This is a genomic window from Pseudomonadota bacterium, assembly GCA_030859565.1.
Lineage (GTDB): Bacteria > Pseudomonadota > Gammaproteobacteria > JACCXJ01 > JACCXJ01 > USCg-Taylor.
The window spans coordinates 1-19,592 of record JALZJW010000073.1; the positions used below are offsets into that span (position 1 = coordinate 1).

General features: G+C 58.0%; 18 protein-coding genes. 7 read left to right on the top strand and 11 right to left on the bottom strand.

Features of this window, described 5'->3' with window-relative positions; translation table 11 throughout:
• The 3 genes from holA to leuS form a co-directional block, all read right to left on the bottom strand.
• Positions 1 to 511 (bottom strand): DNA polymerase III subunit delta (gene holA / locus M3436_11895; protein MDQ3564804.1); only part of this gene is annotated, 511 nt, incomplete at its 3' end.
• A gap of 1 nt (position 512) precedes the next feature.
• Entirely contained in the window at positions 513 to 992 is a 480-nt protein-coding gene (gene lptE / locus M3436_11900) for an LPS assembly lipoprotein LptE (protein ID MDQ3564805.1), read from the bottom strand.
• Between the two features lie 11 nt (positions 993 to 1,003).
• Positions 1,004 to 3,457, bottom strand: a complete 2,454-nt coding sequence (gene leuS / locus M3436_11905; protein ID MDQ3564806.1) for a leucine--tRNA ligase — start codon at positions 3,455 to 3,457, stop codon at positions 1,004 to 1,006.
• 358 nt (positions 3,458 to 3,815) lie between these two features.
• Here leuS and M3436_11910 point away from each other — a divergent pair, with 358 nt between their 5' ends.
• A complete protein-coding gene (locus tag M3436_11910) occupies positions 3,816 to 3,980 on the top strand; it encodes a hypothetical protein (GenBank protein MDQ3564807.1) in 165 nt (54 codons plus the stop codon).
• A 137-nt stretch (positions 3,981 to 4,117) separates the two neighbouring features.
• On the opposite strand, the gene M3436_11915 is transcribed toward M3436_11910, so the two are convergent.
• The 6 genes from M3436_11915 to M3436_11940 all read right to left on the bottom strand — a co-directional run bounded on the left by M3436_11915 (position 4,118) and on the right by M3436_11940 (position 10,920).
• Positions 4,118 to 6,004, bottom strand: coding sequence for a polysaccharide biosynthesis protein (locus M3436_11915; GenBank protein MDQ3564808.1), 1,887 nt, complete (start codon positions 6,002 to 6,004; stop codon positions 4,118 to 4,120).
• 10 nt (positions 6,005 to 6,014) lie between these two features.
• On the bottom strand, positions 6,015 to 7,139 hold the full coding sequence (locus M3436_11920; GenBank protein ID MDQ3564809.1) for a DegT/DnrJ/EryC1/StrS family aminotransferase: 1,125 nt from the start codon (positions 7,137 to 7,139) through the stop codon (positions 6,015 to 6,017).
• Positions 7,132 to 7,767, bottom strand: a complete 636-nt coding sequence (locus M3436_11925; protein MDQ3564810.1) for an acetyltransferase — start codon at positions 7,765 to 7,767, stop codon at positions 7,132 to 7,134. Before M3436_11925 ends, M3436_11920 begins: the two co-directional genes overlap by 8 nt.
• The gene (locus M3436_11930) at positions 7,754 to 8,374 is read right to left on the bottom strand and encodes a sugar transferase (protein MDQ3564811.1); all 621 of its coding nucleotides are present in this window, start codon (positions 8,372 to 8,374) and stop codon (positions 7,754 to 7,756) included. The genes M3436_11925 and M3436_11930 overlap by 14 nt, the downstream gene beginning before the upstream one ends.
• A complete protein-coding gene (locus tag M3436_11935; GenBank protein ID MDQ3564812.1) occupies positions 8,361 to 9,713 on the bottom strand; it encodes a glycosyltransferase in 1,353 nt (450 codons plus the stop codon). The genes M3436_11930 and M3436_11935 overlap by 14 nt, the downstream gene beginning before the upstream one ends.
• Before the next feature lie 100 nt (positions 9,714 to 9,813).
• Positions 9,814 to 10,920 (bottom strand): DUF4325 domain-containing protein, encoded by a 1,107-nt coding sequence (locus M3436_11940; protein MDQ3564813.1) that lies wholly within the window; start codon positions 10,918 to 10,920, stop codon positions 9,814 to 9,816.
• Between the two features lie 66 nt (positions 10,921 to 10,986).
• Here M3436_11940 and M3436_11945 point away from each other — a divergent pair, with 66 nt between their 5' ends.
• Entirely contained in the window at positions 10,987 to 11,595 is a 609-nt protein-coding gene (locus M3436_11945) for a hypothetical protein (GenBank protein ID MDQ3564814.1), read from the top strand.
• 58 nt (positions 11,596 to 11,653) lie between these two features.
• On the opposite strand, the gene M3436_11950 is transcribed toward M3436_11945, so the two are convergent.
• A complete protein-coding gene (locus M3436_11950; protein ID MDQ3564815.1) occupies positions 11,654 to 11,851 on the bottom strand; it encodes a hypothetical protein in 198 nt (65 codons plus the stop codon).
• Positions 11,852 to 12,066: 215 nt separating this feature from the next.
• Positions 12,067 to 13,161, bottom strand: coding sequence for an FkbM family methyltransferase (locus M3436_11955; GenBank protein MDQ3564816.1), 1,095 nt, complete (start codon positions 13,159 to 13,161; stop codon positions 12,067 to 12,069).
• A 549-nt stretch (positions 13,162 to 13,710) separates the two neighbouring features.
• On the opposite strand from M3436_11955, the gene M3436_11960 reads away from it, so the two are divergent.
• The 5 genes from M3436_11960 to M3436_11980 form a co-directional block, all read left to right on the top strand.
• Positions 13,711 to 14,673: a class I SAM-dependent methyltransferase gene (locus M3436_11960; GenBank protein ID MDQ3564817.1), complete on the top strand. Its 963-nt coding sequence runs from the start codon at positions 13,711 to 13,713 to the stop codon at positions 14,671 to 14,673.
• A 63-nt stretch (positions 14,674 to 14,736) separates the two neighbouring features.
• The gene (locus M3436_11965; protein ID MDQ3564818.1) at positions 14,737 to 15,945 is read left to right on the top strand and encodes a methyltransferase domain-containing protein; all 1,209 of its coding nucleotides are present in this window, start codon (positions 14,737 to 14,739) and stop codon (positions 15,943 to 15,945) included.
• On the top strand, positions 15,923 to 17,581 hold the full coding sequence (locus tag M3436_11970) for a hypothetical protein (protein ID MDQ3564819.1): 1,659 nt from the start codon (positions 15,923 to 15,925) through the stop codon (positions 17,579 to 17,581). Before M3436_11965 ends, M3436_11970 begins: the two co-directional genes overlap by 23 nt.
• A complete protein-coding gene (locus M3436_11975; protein ID MDQ3564820.1) occupies positions 17,578 to 19,332 on the top strand; it encodes a hypothetical protein in 1,755 nt (584 codons plus the stop codon). Before M3436_11970 ends, M3436_11975 begins: the two co-directional genes overlap by 4 nt.
• A 3-nt stretch (positions 19,333 to 19,335) precedes the next feature.
• A partial coding sequence (locus tag M3436_11980; GenBank protein ID MDQ3564821.1) for a sulfotransferase occupies positions 19,336 to 19,592 on the top strand: 257 nt, incomplete at its 3' end.

A 19,592-nucleotide genomic window follows, 5' to 3' on the forward strand; every position in this document is an offset into this window, starting at 1 on the left:
GGATAAGACCGCACCGTTCGCCGAGCCGCAGGATCCAGTCCGGCATCGCCTCGGGCGGCACCGGCGCGACTTCGACAACCACACCCGCGGCTTCGATGGCTCGGTACCATGCGCCTTGCTTCGCTCTGTAATCGATGACGGGCGCGCGGATCACCACCACGGTGTCCGCTGACATCCCTTGGGTATACGCGATGATGGCTTGTACGCCTTCGTTGTTCGGGGGAACGTGCGCGAGCGTAAGCTCTATGAGCCGGCGGTCGCTGAAGAGGCTCAGGTGATTCGCCTCGTAGCGCAGGCGTTGCCAGTCGAATCCCGCTTGCGCTTCGAGCACCACGCGCTCCGTGACCCCGAACGCGCGCGCCTGGGATCGGATCTGGTCCATCGCCTCCAGACACTGGTAGGGCTCATCGCCCGCGATGAGGTAGAGCCGTTCGAGCCCCTCGCGCTCGATGCGCGCCCCGAGCTGACCGGGTTTGAGCTTTGCCCGCGGCCGCGGGCGGGCTGCCGTCACGTTATTTAGCTTTAATGGTTTCGAGCCGTCTAAGCACCGTCGCGGCCGCGTCTTGAATCATTTCTTGCCGCAGGATTTGCTCTTCATCGGATTTGGCGAGCGCCGCGGTCTCATCGAAGGTGTAATCGCGCACCAGATCGATGCTTTGCGGGGCGAGCAAGGAATGCCCCTTGGCGTCGGCCACCATCAAATCGACGCGATAGGAAATTTCGTACTCGCGTACCTTGCCGGTGCGCGGATCGACCGAAAGCACGCGCTGCTCGAAGCTTTCGTCTCTGAGCGTGACCACAGCCTCCGCACGGGCGGGTTTGGGCGTTAGCACAACGCCATTATATTGCAACTGCAGCCGCAATTGCGCCGCCACTTGCCGAGCGCCGGGCGCCTCGACAAACACGCCCGTGAATCGAAGCGCCACCGGGCTCGATCCGCGCAGGTGAAATCCGCATCCATACCCAAAGAGGATGATTGCTAGGACGGCCACTGACTTCATCATCATACGGTCACGATGTTCACGAGGCGCCCGGGCACCACCACGAGCTTCTTGATCGCTTTACCGTCGAGGTAGCGCCGGACCTTGGGATCGGCAAGTGCGATCTCCTTGACTAGCGCCCCCGGTGTCCCAGCGGCGAGCGTGAGATCCGCCCGCTTCTTACCGTCGATCTGCACGACTAGGGTGATCTCGGAGCGCACCAGGGCGGCCTCATCGACCCTGGGCCAGCGTGCGTTGGCGACCAGATCCGCATGGCCGAGGGCGGCCCAGAGCGCCTCGGTGATGTGGGGCACGATCGGGGACAGCACTATCGCGATGGTCTCGAGACCTTCGCGCAGCAGCGCGCGCCCCTGCTCGGAATTATCCTTGAAACCCGTCAAGGCATTCGTAAGCTCCATGACCGCCGCGATCGCGGTATTGAACGTATAGCGGCGCCCGATATCGTCATTGACCTTGGCGATTGTCTTATGGATCTGGCGGCGTAATTCCGCTTGCGCCGGCGTCAGCCGGGCCTTATCGACCGCAGCCACGGCACCGCCTGCGAGTTGCTCCGCCGCGAAGCGCCAGAGACGCTTGAGGAAGCGAAACGCACCTTCGACGGCGGTGTCCGACCACTCGAGGGATTGCTCCGGCGGAGCCGCGAACATGGTGAATAAGCGCACGGTATCGGCCCCGTATTTATCGATGAGCGCCTGCGGATCGACGGTATTACCCTTCGATTTCGACATCTTGGCGCCGTCCTTGAGCACCATCCCTTGGGTGAGCAGGCGGGTGAAAGGCTCCGCATGCGGCGCCATCCCTAGGTCGCGCATCAGCTTGTGGAAAAACCGGGCGTAAAGCAAATGCAGCACGGCATGCTCCACGCCGCCGATGTATTGATCCACGGGCAGCCAGTAGCGGACCCGATCATCGAGCATGCGCTCGGTGCTGTCCGCGCAACAGTAACGCGCGTAATACCACGAGGATTCGAAAAAGGTATCGAAAGTGTCGGTCTCGCGTTCGGCGGTTACGCCGCAGGCCGGACACCGCGCCTGGTAAAACTCCGGCATGCGTTTGATGGGAGAAACCACGCCCTGAAACTCCACCTCTTCGGGAAGTACCACCGGCAACTGCTCCTCGGGGACCGGCACGGGGCCGCACCGCGGGCAATTGAGCATCGGGATCGGGCAGCCCCAGTAGCGCTGGCGGGACACGCCCCAGTCACGCAAGCGGTAATTCACTTTGCGGCGCCCTTTGGCGTTCTCACGCAAACGCTCGGCGATGGCCGCGAAGGCGGCGGCCGAGCTTAAACCATCGAACGCGCCTGAATTTCTCAGGACCCCCGGTTCGATGAACGCGGCCTCCGATACGTCCGCGCTGAGAGCATCCCCGGGGAACACCACCTGCTTAATCGGCAGGCCGAAGCGGCGCGCGAACTCATAGTCGCGGCTATCATGGGCGGGCACCGCCATCACCGCGCCGGTGCCGTAGCCCATCAACACGAAGTTGGCGACCCACACGGGCAAAACCTCGCCGGTGATAGGGTGCAGGGCCTCGACCCCGAGCGGCATGCCTTTTTTTTCCATGGTCTCGAGCTCCACCTCGCTCGTACCCATGCGGCGGCACTCGTTGACGAACCCGGCCAACGCGGGATCACGTTGCGCAAAGCGCGCCGCCAAGGGGTGCTCGGCGGCGACCGCGAGATAGGTCGCGCCCATGAGCGTGTCCGGGCGCGTGGTGAACACCGTCAAGCTCTCTCCAAGTGCGGGGATCGAAAACTCGGCCTCGACGCCTTCGGAGCGTCCGATCCAATTGCGCTGCATCGTGCGCACGGCGTCCGGCCAACCCTCGAGCCCCTCCAACCCGGTGAGCAACTCCTCGGCGTAATCGGTGATCTTCAAGAACCACTGGGGGATCATGCGCCGCTCGACGGGAGCCCCGGATCGCCAGCCCTTGCCATCGATGACCTGCTCATTGGCGAGGACCGTCTGATCGACCGGATCCCAATTGACGACGGAGGTCTTCTTATAGACCAGATCTTTCTTAAATAACTGTATAAAGAACCATTGTTCCCAGCGGTAATACTCGGGCCGGCATGTGGTCAGCTCGCGCGCCCAGTCGTAGCCAAACCCCAAACGCTTGAGCTGGCCGCGCATATAGGCTATGTTTTCGTAGGTCCAGCGCGCCGGGGGGACGCGGTTATCGATGGCGGCGTTCTCCGCCGGCAGCCCGAAGGCGTCCCAACCCATCGGCTGCAGGACGTTCTTCCCCCGCAGGCGCTGATAGCGGGCGATCACATCGCCGATGGTGTAATTGCGGACATGGCCCATATGCAGGCGCCCGCTCGGGTAGGGGAACATCGAAAGGCAGTAGAATTTCTCCCGCCCCGGCTCTTCGCTGGCCGCAAAGACCCGCTGCTCCTCCCATCGTTGTTGCATCGCGGGCTCGATGCTGGCCGGTTGGTATCGCTCCTCCATCGTCACTGTCTGTCTTTTATTAGAGAATACCGCAGCGGGCTCACCTGCCACAACCGGGGAGCCGGCGGAGCGTTGCGCCGCGCCGATTTCCGCAACGCGATCCCCCTAGTGTAGGGTCTCGTAAATAACTTGTCGCGTTTGCCCCGTCATTCCGGGCGAAGGTGCGAAGCGCCGGAGACCCGGAATCCACAAAAGGCGCTGGATTCCCGCTTTCGCGGGAATGACGAAGGGGGTATCGACAGATTGGTGACTGTATAGGTATTTCAGAGACACTACACTAGTAGACAGGATTTGGGGATTTCCCCCCGATCAAAGCGCCGGTGATGGTCTATAGTTAATAGGACAAGGAGGCGGCAAAATGATAAACGAGTGGTTAAAAAAGCTAGGACGACTTCTCTGTTTTTTGGGATTCCACGACTTTCGAGTCGTTGAAGTGTCGTTTGCCTTCGGCGGCAGTTCCGGCATCGAGAAAGTGGAGTGCCGGCGGTGCGGGTATCGAACCGCGCGCGAGACGCCGCCGTGATAAGTCAATTTAGATTTCGCCACCACGGGGTACGCAACGCCGTGGGGCGACCAAAGGGGAGATCTGCGCCTCTCCCCTTTGGTCGCCCCATCGCTAAGGTCCACGGCAAGACCGCGGGGAATAGATTTTAACCAGCCTTATCCCGCGCGGGGCGTGAACGGCACCACCGCGCCCGTCGCACTCTCGTCCACCCGGGTTGCGAATTCAGGCGCCAAACGGTGTAGCAAGGACTGTAAGCGTTCCTCATCGTAGTGGGCCACGGCTTCGGCCATTTCCGCCAAGGTCGATTTAAGCACGTGGGAATCGACATACCGGTGTCGCGCCAGCAAGATCTTTTTGTGCTTGGTCGCGCGCAAGGCTTCCTGATCGTGGAATAGTTCCTCGAAGATTTTCTCCCCGGCCCGCAGGCCCGTATACACGATCTCGATCTCCGCGCCGGGGACTTTCCCCGAGAGGCGGATCATTTGCTCGGCGAGATCGCTGATCTTGACCGGCTCCCCCATATCGAGCACGAAAATTTCACCGCCCTCGCCCATCGCGGCGGCCTGCATGATCAATCGGCTGGCCTCGGGGATGGTCATGAAGTAACGCATGACCTCCGAGTGGGTCACGGTGACCGGGCCGCCCGAGCCGATCTGTTTACGAAATAACGGCACCACACTGCCCGCCGAGCCCAAGACGTTTCCGAAGCGCACGGTCGTAAAGCGGGTGGCGGAGCGTTGCTGCAAATTCTCACAGATTATCTCGGCGACGCGTTTGCTGGCCCCCATGACGTTCACGGGATTCACGGCCTTATCGGTCGAGATGAGCACGAATTGGCTCACTCGGGCGGCATGCGCGGCCTCGGCCACGGTCTTGGTCCCGAGCACGTTGTTGTGTACGGCCTCGCGCAGTTGAGACTCGAGCATGGGCACGTGCTTATAGGCCGCGGCATGGAACACGACCTCGGGCGCGTGGCGCTGCATGAGGCGCCGTACCGCGGCTTCGTCGCAGACATTACACAGATGAAAGCTCGTCTCCACGTCCGGGAAGACCGTCTTGAGATCGAGCTCCAACTCGTAAAGATTGAACTCAGAGTGATCAAGAACGACTAGCTTTCCCGGCGACAACTGAGCGATCTGACGGCAAAGCTCCGCCCCGATCGAGCCCCCGCCGCCCGTGATCAACACGGCCTTTCCTGAGAGGCGGGATCGAATCAGGTTCCAGTTGAGCGCCACCGGCTCGCGCCCCAGGAGGTCCTCGATCAGCACCTCGCGGAGCTCATTCATCCCGGCGCGGCCGGCCAGCACGTCATGGATGCTCGGCAAGGTGCGCACCGGCAGCCCGGTGCGCTCCGTCAGCTCGACCAGGCGCTTCATTTGACGCGAGTTCGCCGAGGGAATGGCGATCATCACCGTCCGCGCATCCAGGCGGTCCACCACGGCGGGCAAGTCATCGCTCGTCCCCAGCACCCGCAGGCCATGGATCTCGCGCCCCGATTTCGCGAGATCGTCGTCCAAAAACGCGACCGGCCGGTAGCGGCATTCCGGGTCGCGCATCAAGTCCCGGACGAGCAACTCGCCCCCCTGTCCCGCGCCCACGATGATGACCCGCTGGCCGGTGCGCGAGCGCAGGTGATAGTCCTTAAACCAGCGCAAGACAAAGCGCGGGCCACCGAGCAAGCTCCCGAGAATGATCGCATAGAGAGGAAAGACCGAACGCGGCACTCCCTGCAGCCGGGTGACCATGAACAACACTGCCGCGCACACGAGCGCACCCGCTAGCACGGCCTGCCCGATGCGCATGAGATCGGGCAGCGATGCGAAACGCCAAACACCCCGGTAGAGGCCGACATACCAATAAAATACGCACTGTATGGGGACGACCACGAACAGGGCGCCGATCCCCGCGGTCAAAAATTCCTGCGGGATCGTACCGAGATTAAAACGCAACCAATAAGCGCACAGCCAGGCGAGCGGGATCATCATGAGATCATGCAGGAAGGCGGCGGCGCGCAGATGCCATGTTTTCAAACGCTTGGACATGCGTTCCCCCTTAGGCTGCGTTACTACGCCTCACGGCTTCTTCAAGCCCTGTAACCACCTGGTCCACCTGCGCCTCGGTGATGCGATTGTGAAACGGTAGCGCCAGGGTGCGTTTCGCCACCAATTCGGTGATGGGCAACATCCCGGGCTGCGTGCCGAAGCGCTCGCGAATGAACGGCTGGAGATGAATCGGACTAAAGTATCCCCGCGCGGGAATGCCCTGCCGCTCCAGCGCATGGATCAGTGCGTTGCGGTCTAGCCCATCGGCCAAGGTCACCACATACACGAACCAGCTCATCGTCACATGCGGTTTAATCACCGGCGACCGCACCAGATCGAGTACGCTCAAACGCTGGGTATACATTTTCGCGACGTGATTCCGCCTCGACAGGATGCGGTCAATCTTTCGTAGTTGCGATACGCCCAGGGCGGCCGACATTTCATTCATGCGGTAATTGTACCCGAGCCGCTCATGTTGCAACCACGCGTGCTCCGCGTCTCGCCCTTGGTTGCGCAGGCTGCGTACTACGCGGGCCAGGTCGTCATCGTTGGTGACCACGATGCCGCCCTCGCCGGTGGTGATCTGCTTGTTCGGATAGAACGCAAACACGGCGGCGGTACCGAATCGGCCGATTTTCTCTCCCCGATATTCCGCGCCGAGGGCCTCCGCCGAGTCGTCGATCACAACCAGACCGTGGCGCCCTACAATAGTTAAAACATCCTCCCATGCGATCGGGTGTCCGAACACGTCGACCGCCATGACCGCCTTGGTCTTGGGCGTGATCTTGTGCTCCAGATCGCCCGGATCCAGCGTGTAGGTCTCGGGCTCGATATCCACGAACACCGGCGTCGCGCCCATATAGAGGATCGCATTGACGCTAGCGACGAAGGTAAACGATGGCACCAACACCTCGTCGCCGGGACCGATGCCCAACGCGCACAGGATTAAATGCAACGCCGCGGTGCCGGAATTCACCGCGACCGCATGCCGGACCCCAATATAGCCGGCCATGAGGTTTTCGAATTCCTCGGCCTTGGGCCCGAGGGCCAGGCGGCCGGAACGCAGCACCTCGACGACCGCCGCGATATCGGTCTCGTCGATGTCCGCGGCGGACATGGCAATCGGTTTAAGCATGTTGGCGGATCTTGAGAATACGCGCCGGTACGCCGGTTGCCGTCACGTCCGGAGGTAAGTTGCCGACGACCGCCGATCCGGCCCCGACCACCGTGCGGGCGCCGATCGATACATGGGGAATCACGCTGCTGCCAAGCCCAATCAATACGCCCTCCCCGACTAGGACGTTACCCGCGAGATGCACACCGGGCGCGAGGTGGACGTACCGTTCCACGCGGCAATCGTGATCGACGGAGACCATCGTGTTGACAATACTATGGTCTTCGATCCGGGCGTCCGGCTGGATAACGGCGCCGGCAAAGACCACTGTCCCGCGGCCGAGTTGTGCCGTCGGATGCACGCAAGCGCTCGGGTGGATGATACTGAGCCATTCGAGGTTGTCATACTGCTCGGCGATGCGCTGACGCATCCCATTATCACCGATCCCGATGACCGCCGCCGCATCGTTGACCTCGGATCCCTGTTCCAACGCCCCGAGCACGGGAACCCCCAACACCCGCCGGTCCCATTTTCCGCGGTCGTCGTCGAAAAGACCCGTGACCGCGACGCCGGCGGCCTGGAGGGTGCTGACAACCACCTTGGCGTGACCGCCTGCCCCGAGTACGTACACGGGTTTAGGCTGGGTCATCGTTGCCCCTGAACCTGGGCATCGTCGCATGTCCCTCGGCGTGGATCCCCTCGCGGCGTGCGATCGTACGCAAGGTTAAACAAAGGATCTTGAGATCAAGCCAAAGACTCTGATGGTCAACGTACCATACATCCATCTCCAACCGTTCCTGCCAACTGAGCGCATTGCGCCCATTGATCTGCGCCCAGCCGGTGAGGCCGGGTTTTACCGCGTGGCGCCGTGCCTGTTCAGGTGTATATAAATCCCAATATTGCATGAGCAAAGGCCGCGGTCCGACCAAGCTCAGATCGCCCTTCAGTACATTCCAAAGCTCCGGCAGCTCGTCGAGGCTCACGCTGCGCAAGAACCGCCCCATCCCTGTCAGGCGGACCTCGTCTGAGTCATCATCGGTGCCGGCGGGTGCCCGCATGGTTCGGAATTTAATGATCCGAAACGCCAGCCCGTGCAGGCCTGGACGCTCTTGACGAAATAGGATCGGCTTGCCCATGGTGGTCCAGATCGCGAGGGCGATAAGCACCATGGGCAAGGCCATCAAGCTGAGCCCAACCACGGCTCCCGCAACATCGAAGCCGCGCTTGAGGAGTCGCGATCGGTTAACGCGGCGCATGCCGCGACGAGCGGGAGCGCAGTTCACCCGGCGCACCCGAGCCGAGCAGTTGCTCGTATAACCCCAGTAGCTTCTCGGCCTCGGACTCCCAGCAATAGCGAGTCCGCACCCGCTCCTGGGCCTGGCGGCCGATCGCCTCCGCTTCGAACTTGTCGGTCATGAGATCGCAGAGCGCATCGGCGATGGCCTGCGGCTCGGTGGGATCGACGAACACGCAGCCGCCGTCCATCAGCCGGCGCCAGAGCGGAAAATGCGAGGCGATCGCCGGAATTCCCGCCGCCCCGTACTCGAAGAGCTTGTTCGGATAGGCTTCCAAATGACTGTCGGCCGGTAAGAACGTCACGAGCCCCACGACCGCTTGCCCCAAGAGATCGGCCACCTGCCGGCGATCCTGCCAACCGACATGCTCGACGATGTCCTTGTTCGCAAGCGCCTCGAACAGCGCGCGGTCCCTGTCGGACGCGAATGGGCCTGCGAGCTTGAGGCGGAAGTTGCCTTTGAGACGCTCTGCTGCCCGCTCGGCGGCCTGCAACAAACACCGCAGGCCCCGTTCTTCCGTAATCGTTCCCACGTAGATAGCGACGTTTCCGCGTTGGCTGAGAGGCAGCGAGACCGGACAGGAAAACTCTTTCATCATGGGAAAATTCTGGACTACCGCGACGGGAATGCCGTGATACTTGCGGCCGATCTGGGGCGTTGCCGCCACGATGCCATCGGAGAATCTCGACACCAGCGCGTCGAAAAGCCGTGCGAACCAATAGCCGATGCGCACAAACCGCCTGGGGATCCATGGCTTGATAAGGATCTGCTTCGGAAGATCCTCATGGACATCGAAGACCACGCGCTTGCCGAGCCATCGGAGCAGGATCGCGCAGGGCAGCAACTCCGGATCGTGCAGATGATATAGGTCGGCTTTGGCCCCCAGGGCCATAACAATCGCCCGGCCCTGAGACAGCACCATGCGCTGCAGCCGCCCGCCCCGCGCAGGTAGCAACCGGATCTCGCCCGGGATCCCGGCAGGCACATCTAGGGAGCGGCCGCTCGCAATTATGATCAGCGAGTACTTCCCGTCCTCGCTGATCGCTGCCGCCTCCCGATGAAAGATCCTCGTATCACCCAACCGGTGCACGGTGGTGATATGGCAGACGGTCCACCGTGAGTCCCTGCTCTCCTTGCTCTCAGTCAGCAGACTCGCATGGAGTTCGATGAGTTTTCGCGCTTGGACTTCCCAGACGTACTTCGCCTTCAGGCGCACAAGGCGCTCGCCTGTGGCGATGAGATCACCGCGATAAACCTCGCGTAAGGCACGGGCGATGTCTCTCGGGTCCTTTTGGTCCATGGTCAAACCCGTGCGTTCCGCGCGGACGAAGGAGCGCAGCCCCGGGGCGACAGAGCATAACTCACCCGCCTGTCACCCGCACGCGGTAGCCGCTGGTAGGTCATTCCACTGCCTCACCAACGTCCTTCGTACTTCCTGACTTAGCTCTTTCAATCATTCTTTTTATTTCAGAGTTAGTTTGGTAAGGCACCAGTGCTACTTCAGGGTGCTTCAATGTAAATACTCGGAATATCTCATCGGCGAAGGCTTGCCCGATAGATGGTACTCCCTGAAAGTTAAGCATAACGATCTTGAACAGTTCCACCCTGGCAAGCAACCGTTTTGCCTGTGAGCGAGAGATCAGTTTGTCGTTTCCGTATTGCGCGAGCTTTACTGGCACAACGGTCTTATTAAATCCATAGTCCCCATCCGACGTATAGTGATCAAATGTCTTCTTAGTTGTTCGCGCTGTGTGATTGTGCAGTTGCATCCACACAACGGTCCCGGAGCCAATCCTTTCGCGCTCCCAAATCCAATCAAGCGATTCGCCGAATGTGTGAGTGAAATTGACTCCGCCGGAGAGAATATCGAATTCGTCAAACATCCTAGATGAAAAGAAAATCCCCTCGCCTGTGTGGCGTTTGGGATCTGTCGTCAGTTTACCTTTTGCTAATTCAAGAATTGCGTGACGTTCGTCCAACAGATTCAGCGCAGCTTGAATTTTCTTGAATATCCCAACCCCGTTATCCATAAGAACCATTTCCGTGGTCGCTGCCGTCTTTTTAACGTAGACGTAAATCTCGGTGCCGCCTGAGTGATCTATAGCGTTGTTAAACATCTCGGTGAAGCCGTAATGCCAGATGTCCAAAACGTTGTCCGGCATATGGCCAAGAGTCTTGACGATCGCTTGTCTCCAGACTGCGTCTTCCGCTAGGTCTGGGCTGATGGCGAACTGCTCTCTCCACTCCAACAAGGAACAAAGTTTATAGGACCTATTACGCGTGTGTCCGGTTTCGATGAGCGCGTGCTCAGATGTCAGTTTCTGGAGGTGCTTGTTAACCGCCTGCCTAGTAATACCAAAATGGGCGGCAGTTAGCTTACTGATACTCGTTGGATGCTTCTCGACCTTTTCGACGATGAAACGGCGGACCTCTTCGCCACGAACGCGAACTCTAGTCACTTGAAAGATACCCTCCTGACTTTTGTCAACCGTACGCTTGACATTCACAACTTACGTGGCTGATATTGTCAACCATAAGGTAGTTTATTGTCAACTCTAGAAGGGCAACTTTCTATGAACCGCCTAAATATCAAGGCGCGCGCTCAAATCCTCGGTCCGATGGTCGAAGGCATGTCGATCCGTGCCATCGCCCGCATGACTGGCGCGAGCAAGAAAACTATTGTCAAGCTGCTGGCGGAAGCAGGTAAAAGCATTCACCGCGTACCAGATCAGGTATTCCGCAATCTGACGTGCAAGCGCATTCAGTGCGATGAGGTTTGGAGCTTTTGCTACGCGAAGGAAAAGAACGTTCCTCCTAGCAAGAAAGGAGTGTTCGGGTACGGTGACGTTTGGACGTGGACGGCTGTTTGCGCCGATACGAAGCTGATTCCCTCTTGGTTCGTTAGTACACGCGACGGTGAAGCTTCTCAGGCCTTTATCTCCGACTTAGCCTCGCGTCTTGCCACACGCGTACAAATAACGACGGACGGCCACAGTGCCTATCTACAGGCTGTTGAGGATGCCTTCGGAGCTGATGTGGATTACGCAATGCTCGTGAAGCTTTATGGCGCGCCTACTGGCCGCGAGAACGAGCCCCGATACAGCCCGGCAGTGCTGACCCTTTACCGTCAGACGGCATGCATACGCTTAAGAGCCGCCCGCTTTGCAGCTGGCCCAGCATAGTGATTATTAAACCAGACGTTGCTAGTTCAGCAGTACAGAACTGCCGGTAAGAATGGGGTCAGGACGGCTCCGGGAGCAATTCACGATAAACGCGGGCAGGCCAACAATAGCGGTCTTTGATCCGGTCAAGCCGTTCGCCCGTTGCGTGCAATTTCGATCGATCGCGGTACGCCTCACGCATGGCACGGGCGATTTCCCTCGGATCGATCTGATCCATCATTAAACCCGTGCGTTCGGATTCAACAAAGGCGCGCATCCCCCTCAAGCTTCCGGCACAGCAACACATTACGCGACTCGGCTACGACAACCTCACAAGCAAGCTGTAACCGTTGCGGCAACCATTGAATTATCAGCTTACTCGCAACGCTAAGCGGCTGTGCCTATTTTAAGCTTTGCGTCTCTGGCCTTTGTTCCCACGCCTTCCGTACGACCGGCTCGCATCCCCATTGGCTCGGGAAGTTAGTATCTCCCTTAGGCATATTCCTCTGAGAAGCGGGGCGTCACCGCAGTTATTGATCCTAATTGTGATACGACCAGGAGTTTGCAGCCTTTGCTCTTGAGCAGATTCGAAACCGCCTCGACCTGGCGTACGCCGTTACGGGTGTAATACGCCGCCACATAAAGAATTTTTACATCGTTAAGTCGCCGTTCGAGACCGAGCAGCCCTTCGTACTCTGCCCCATTCAACTGAAGATTGAGATAATCGACAGTTTCCAGCTGTTGTTGATCGATGATATTGTCTAACGTGGTAGTGGCTACCGTTTCTTTGCGCGTACACCAGTCGTGCTCATCGGGTTTCGCCAGATGGTAGGCATTAGGGTATTCGAACTCTGCCTCCATCTGACCGGGTTCTTTCCAGATGCCGCAGTGCAGTGGGGTAATAATGTGCTCCATCCCATTTGCATTGATATTGCGACACATGACCTCGAAGTTTCGGCGGCCAATCTCGATAGCGATGACTTTTCCGCTGGGTCCAACCACTTCTGCCATCCCGATTGCCTTGAGGCCGATGAACGCCCCCCCTTCTATCACGACGCCACCCGGCCCCGGAAAATAACGTCCATGGGCACCCCACCCATATCTTTTCACGATGTCGGTCGCCGGCTGATAGGTTTCGGGTTTCAAACCGCGAGGGACGATATCGCGCAGCGCTCCGTAGATATGCACGTAACGGGTACGCGACGGATAATTGTAAAAGATGCGCCCGTTGCTTAACTCAATCCTTACCAAGCCATCCTCTGTGCGGATGTTCTTATAGTCCAGCGTTCGCAAGACGTTCATAGGCGCGACGCGCTTTGGTATGGTACTCACTAGGTTCGACAGCGTCCGGCGCAATGTCGCATCCAGCGACTCGTTACGCACTTCGGCAAGCATCTTGATCTTATTGATCTGTCGATCGTTTAGACGCAGCACGCGGATCATGATGTCCATAGCGTCATGAGTCGAACCGGGCGAAAGGAACGAACGCAAGATCATTATCGGGCGTCGCAATTTGCTAAGCGCTGTCTTGAGAATATTTTCAGCACTGCGCCATCGTCTCGATAGCAGTGGTACAATTTCAGCCATGCGCAGTTGATTTTAATACAAAATCACGATATCCCGGGCATCGTGACTATATATATAAACAGAATTGACTCGGGCCAGCATTGCTTGGCATTGAGGAAGATTCTTAATCGAGTTTGACGAGATGATATGAACAGAATAACGGTAGTATACGGTTTGACCGGAATTTTTTCCAACCCGCATCGCACACGAGCGAGGCCAATTAGTATGCGCGGGAAACGGCAACCGGTGCCGAAATAAGCGACGTAATAACCATCAGCACTGATCTCAATTCCGTCGATTCGACTAAGAGAGGACTTCACCACCTTGTACGCAAGCTTGCATTACGACATGGCTCACATAGACGCCGATGAACAAGGATTCCCGCATAACCACTTTAAATCCGCACGACGGTTCACCCTGACGGCGGAGGCACTCGGGTTTCCGTGGGATCCGTCCGGCGTGGGCAATATTTTGTTTCCCATGCCTGCGAGAGCATTCGCGTCGATCATAGTTGGGCGCAGCCTTCGACTATTCTCCAATAATTGGGGATCGTGCCTGTTAAGATCCCTATTGAAATCGGTACGCCCCGGGGGAGCGTTGTTCTTACCTGTAACGAATCACGCCGAGGCACAAAAAAAGGGCTATTGGTCGACTGAGTTACTGCGTGAAAAGCTTGGCGCGGTTCACCTACACGATAACCATCCAAGTTATGCGGGCGTTTCCGCCGAATCGACCCCGCCATCCGCTCCTTCCACTCTGGATTGGTTCCTGAGCGCGGTGGCCCGGGTGTCGATCGAACAATACTCTTGGCCCGACCGCCAAGTCGTGCGTGCGACCGACGATAGTTTCGGGCTTTTCAATGACTTCCTGCTGCCTACCGATTGGGTAGCTTGTCAAAGCATGGTGGACGCCACAACGCTCAAAGACGCGTTCTTGCAACAAGTCTATTATTGTTGGGGAGTATCCTATAAGAGCGCCATCATCCGAGCCATCATCCACCAATATTTAGCCGGGAGGAACAGCCTAGCATTCTGTGACGTAGGGGGCGGATATGGATTGCTCTGTGCTGAAATGCTGCTCGACCATTCGACCGGGATGCAACAGGCCGTCTGTTGCGATATTGCGCCGTTCAACTTACACATCGGCAATTTTCTTTACCGATACTTTGAAAAGGAATTGAAGGGTCGCTTGCGCTATGCTTTATCCCCCGCCGAGGAGTTTCCGTTCCCGGGACGATACGACCTCATTAGCTTCGTCGGGTCTTTGCTTTACGTGCCGCGAGAGCGGCGCGCCCAGACCCTCCAGCAGGCGTGGAATTCACTTAATCCCGGCGGCTTGCTGATTGTCCACGAGAATATCAAATCGCAGCAATACCAGCGTGATTTCGACATCATGTTTGAATCGGCAGAGCTCGATGATCTTCTGGCGCCATTCGGTGACATCAAGTATTACCTATCGACTGCCACGGTCGAGGTACCGGCATCTAGTGCAGGATCACGTACGGTGTTTCGTGTCATCCAACGAGGCGAGTAAACTCGTTGCCTCAATTGATCCACACCTATTCTAAAGCACCGGCTAGAGAAAGAGTGCAATTGGATGAAGATCTGGGCGTCGTCCATTTATCGCTGCCCGATTAGCGGCGAACCGCTACAGCTCTTACCCTTCGAGGAAGAAAATGTGGCATTATCCCAAGAAGACCAGGGTAGATTAGAAGCTTTCGGTTTCACGGTTAGCGACTTTAGCCGACAGATCAAAAGCGGCGTCCTCTTGAGCGAAAACGCCGGTTATTGGTATCCCATTTATCGCGGCGTTCCAATACTCTTGGATTTTAACAATGCGCTCATCGATCGGTTCGAAGCGGAAAATGCCCAGTGTCGTCATGCATGGCGCGGCCGCCGCAGACCGGACGCAAAGCCGCGTCCCGGCGAGCTACTTACGCAGAAAAGCTTTACCGCAGAATGGGCAAGCATCAATGAAGACGATGAACTAACGTTTACGTACGACCACGAGGAACGTTGCGATTTCATCAGATTAGAACTCTGCTGGCCAAGGCCTGCCCCGCCCGCCAATGGATTCAAGACCTTGGACATTGGCTGCGGCTCGGGGCTAGAGAGCATGTTCTTGGCACAGGTCACGGAGCGGTTGGTTTTCGGAATTGACGTGAACACGTCCATCCTACGCGCAGCCGCGCGTCTTAAGACCTGTCCGCTCGCACACAATGGCATCGCTTCGGTCTTCGCGCCCCCATTCGCGCCGGAAAGCTTTGATCTTCTATACAGCCACGGCGTGCTACATCATACCTATAATACGGAGCGTGCATTCGCTAGCGCACGGCGGTTCGCTGCACCTCATGCGGATGTCTACATATGGGTCTACGCCTTGGAAGACGCACAACGCGGGAAGCTCGGGAAAAAACTCGGTTACCTTGCAGAGCTTTTGTTGCGCCCTACGATCGCAAAGCTCCCGGAACCGCTTCAGAATATCTTCATAAAGTTACTGGCCCTGCAGCACTACCGGAACTATCGTCGCAAAGGCTTGAAAAAGGATGCATGGCGTTTTCGACATTCCGAGCATTCGATGCGTGACCGCTGGACCTGTCCCTTCGCCCATCGTCACTCGTTCCACGAAATAATTGCCTGGTTTCTCTCGGCTGGATATGCCTGCAGGCTTATCGATCCCCTTGAGTATCGCCGGCGTTTTAAACGAAACCTAATTGGCGTCGGGGTCCTTGGAACCAAGACCGATTGCATGCCCCGAGAGAAAACCGTCGCCGTATGCCCCCATGCGGATCTTCCGTCCATCTGATTCGCTCGTTCGATCGGTCCAAAATGACGAAGGCCGGTTCTATTTCAGCGCCGCTTTCGAGGTCATTTTAAAGAAATACGGTTGGGTTCTCTCCCAGGTCGAACCACCCGCGGCGGCTACTGCCCAAGCGTTCGGTTTTGTCACGCGCTCAACAGCTTGGCAGGAAACGTTTAGCAGCCTGCCTCTGGTTTTCGAAGGGCCGCTTGCCGCTTCGGTACTCTCACACCTCGGGATAGCCACGCGCATGTTAGTGGCCAAGCAGCTGGAGCTTTTCGACGGACAGGGTGAGCATCTTGGCACATTGCGTTTTAACCGAGCATCTTTGCGGCGCATCCCCGCGAACCGCACTGAAATCTCCGAACCCTACCCCTTCGAAGCCGAGGACCGTCGTTGGACGCCACAGACGTTCAGCTATCAAGCCTTTGAGCGGTTGAACGATGGCGATCCGATAGTCTGGGGCGTAGACACCTCAGGGTCGCGTCATGTGCTTGGCGTGCGCAGCGGACCGCATTTGGTGTTCGGCGTGCCGCTGCTTGACATCATGGTACAACACCACCTAATGCCACCCTACCCGCACCGTTACTATGCCATGACCACTTGGTCCAACCTTGAACCGCTTGAACGCTGGTTGCTCAGCGCCAGCGAGGCATGGTTCAGACGGCACGACAGGGTAACCATAGCCGTAGACCGATGGCCGCATTCGAAGCGCGCTTGCCTGACGGTTCGCCACGACTTCGATAGAGATCTCAGAGACGATACGCCGAAGGTTCAAAAACAGCGGGCCGATATCTCCCGTCTGCTTCAATGCTATGTGGAGCGAGGCATCAAGTCCACATGGTTTTGGCGCATCGCTTCCTATCACCCGAAACTTATTGACGACGTAACCTCCGCCGGACATGAGGTGGCGTTGCATACCGAGGCATTCGACTTCGGTCAATGGTATGAGCAGGAAATAAAGTTTTTTCGGGAACAGGCGGACGTTCCCATTGCTGGATACACTGTTCACGGCGGCGGTGGCGCGGCAGGCTATTTAGGCCAGCGTCAGATTCGATGGGCTCAAGCATCGGGCATGTCCTACGGCGAGCTTGTGGGCGGCCAAATATCTTTACCGACCTTGGCAATCGTCGTGGATAATGACATTCCGACTACGTCGAGTGTCGTGCTTCCCGCGTGGCACCGCGGCTTGGATCTGAGTATGCGTCCCGAGGGCCACCGCCTGAGCACATTGCTTCCCGAAGCAGCAAAGCGGCTCGCCAACGGAGAACACTGTGTGATCATGAATCACCCCGACATCCACATCGAAGAAATGATCGCGCTATCCAACAGCCTCGATCTCGCCGATGTATGGCCAGCCACAATGGCCGAGGTCGCGAGCTGGGTACTCGCGCGCAATGGCGTCTACCGTAAGGACGGTACGCGAAGCATGTCTTTGACCTGGGGACAACCCTTACCGTACTCCGCGACACTCTCTATCGGGCACGGCGATAATGCTCACTCCGTCGTCCTGCCCCAGGGGACGTGCGTAGTGCACGTCAACCTGGCCGAGGCTCAACCGAGAATAGTTCTGTCCTCAAACGGTTCTACATCCGCGGCGGCCATTGCCATCGAGCCGAACACAAAACAATCGATGCCGTGAACTCCATTAGTATCGGCCATTCCGCTTCCACGCAATCCCCGGGAGATAATCAAGTCATCGATCACTTGCTGCGTGCCCTGGGTTTTGGCCCTCTACTGGGTATTGGCGGAGACTATTTTCGTACTATGATCCGTCACGCGTTGTCTGTTCCGGAACCGCCCGGTGCATGGCCGGAAGCCCGTAGCTACCCGCTGCGGTCAAGCTATCCCTCCACCCTTCTTTCTCCGAATCCGATCACCGACGATACGTCGCTCAGGGCGTTGGTGCCTGAACTGCTCGCGAGCCAGATCAACCTCTTCGCAGTACGTTTGGAGCGGGGCAAACCGCTCAACCCAAATACTATCTGGCGCTTATCGAAGGTCGTTGAGCATCTCCAAACGGAGCTTGACTTCGTCAATGTCGATACGCGCCGGATAAAGGCCGTCTTGGCAACGGGTTCTATACCTCAACCCGAGGAACGGTGGCAACACGGGAGAAGTCTCCGGCCGGGCTTGCCACGCGGTGAGGGTCCCGAACTGCTTGCACAGATCGCCAGCGGCGGCAACAACTGGAGAAAATTGGTGGAACGGTTGTTCACCCGGTTTTTTGACCGAAGCGCCGGACTTTTCATTCTTGATGACATCGATCAGCATCCCAAGCGATATCTCACGGATCCCGTGGCGATCGAAGCTCTGATCATGTTGGCGCATACTCTCGTGATCTCCGTCAGTGCGCCCCAAGATCACGTTGTCATTCCTCTACCGCCGAAGACCGGCGGCCTGCTCGGCGTCCTTAACGTTCTTTCCACTGTACCCGAGCTACCGCGTGGCTTATCCCGTCACCCGCCAGATCCATTGCGAGCAGTTCTAGCCATTGAAGCAGAACAACGCATTGAAGCTGCCGCACTGGAAACCTTTGGCGTCTCGTTGCGGATATTACCAGCACCCCCATGGGCACCCTTCGTGCTATCGCTGCGCCGGGACGTCGACCGGCCTCTTGATCGTCAAGGAATGGCACGACACCTCGCCTGGCAGCAAACACACGGGTTTCAAGCGACATGGTTTTTCAAGCCAGAGACCTATTGCAGGGAGGTGGCGAATATAGCAGCCGGATCCGGCGATGAGATCGGGTGGCACGTCTGCCATGTGGAAAACGGAGACCACGGATTCCTAGATCGCTTGCGTGCGGAACTCAATGCGCCAATCTTCGGCACCACAAACCATGGGGGACAAGACGCCAGCCTCTGGCAAGGACGCCGCACGATATTCACCTTGGCATCGTTACAGCTTACTTACGGCGAACGGCTCACGGAATGGTTACCTCACCCTGAAGTTGACCGCGACACGGGTCTCGTGCTTACTCAACGGCCCCTACCAGTCGAATCGCCCCCGTACTGGGCGGACTCCCACGAGCAGTTGATTCGCCGATATCGCGGGCACCTGATAGTCGCGAATCATCCCGACCTTTTTTCACCCGCGCTGGAAGAGAGGCTCGACGCTTGGCGAGCAGAAGGCGCCGTCGTGCGCCGCCTATGCGATCACGTCGCCGCCGTCAGGTCAACCTATCATACGAGCGGAACTGTTGCGCCAGACGGTACTGGACGCCACCTCACGATCACCAGCGCTGGCAGGTGTTTTATGGAGATTAAGATACCTTCAAAATCCCCTTTCAAGGCTTCTGTTGATGTCCTACCCGACGCGGGCTCAGATAACGAACTTGATCGTTATGTTATCGACATGGACCAAGCACAAACGGTGTCGCTCACACTTTAAGCGATGCAACGCTTACAACTCCCCATTATTGCGGTTGGTTGTTGCCCAAGCAGCGGCAGCACGCTGCTTGCGGACTTACTCGACTCTGTACCGGGACTTCTATGCGGACCCGAGCTCAATATTCTGTGCGTCGAGCGCGCTTATCGGTACGATAACGACTTCAAGCGGGAGGCACTCAATCGATCCGCGTTTCCCCTAGCGTCTGCCACAAGCCACTGCTCTCGTTTTTTCAACTCCCGTTATCTGGCTCAGGTCGGACT

Bases quoted from the DNA above. Each gene is read 5' to 3' on its own strand.
- M3436_11920 (MDQ3564809.1), bottom strand. From the start codon at position 7,139: ATGCTTAAACCGATTGCCATGTCCGCCGCGGACATCGACGAGACCGAT.
- M3436_11930 (MDQ3564811.1), bottom strand. From the start codon at position 8,374: ATGCGCCGCGTTAACCGATCGCGACTCCTCAAGCGCGGCTTCGATGTT.
- M3436_11915 (MDQ3564808.1), bottom strand. From the start codon at position 6,004: ATGTCCAAGCGTTTGAAAACATGGCATCTGCGCGCCGCCGCCTTCCTG.
- M3436_11935 (MDQ3564812.1), bottom strand. From the start codon at position 9,713: ATGGACCAAAAGGACCCGAGAGACATCGCCCGTGCCTTACGCGAGGTT.
- M3436_11945 (MDQ3564814.1), top strand. From the start codon at position 10,987: ATGAACCGCCTAAATATCAAGGCGCGCGCTCAAATCCTCGGTCCGATG.
- M3436_11970 (MDQ3564819.1), top strand. From the start codon at position 15,923: ATGCGGATCTTCCGTCCATCTGATTCGCTCGTTCGATCGGTCCAAAAT.
- M3436_11950 (MDQ3564815.1), bottom strand. From the start codon at position 11,851: ATGCGCGCCTTTGTTGAATCCGAACGCACGGGTTTAATGATGGATCAG.
- leuS (MDQ3564806.1), bottom strand. From the start codon at position 3,457: ATGGAGGAGCGATACCAACCGGCCAGCATCGAGCCCGCGATGCAACAA.
- M3436_11925 (MDQ3564810.1), bottom strand. From the start codon at position 7,767: ATGACCCAGCCTAAACCCGTGTACGTACTCGGGGCAGGCGGTCACGCC.
- M3436_11955 (MDQ3564816.1), bottom strand. From the start codon at position 13,161: ATGGCTGAAATTGTACCACTGCTATCGAGACGATGGCGCAGTGCTGAA.
- M3436_11965 (MDQ3564818.1), top strand. From the start codon at position 14,737: ATGAAGATCTGGGCGTCGTCCATTTATCGCTGCCCGATTAGCGGCGAA.
- M3436_11910 (MDQ3564807.1), top strand. From the start codon at position 3,816: ATGATAAACGAGTGGTTAAAAAAGCTAGGACGACTTCTCTGTTTTTTG.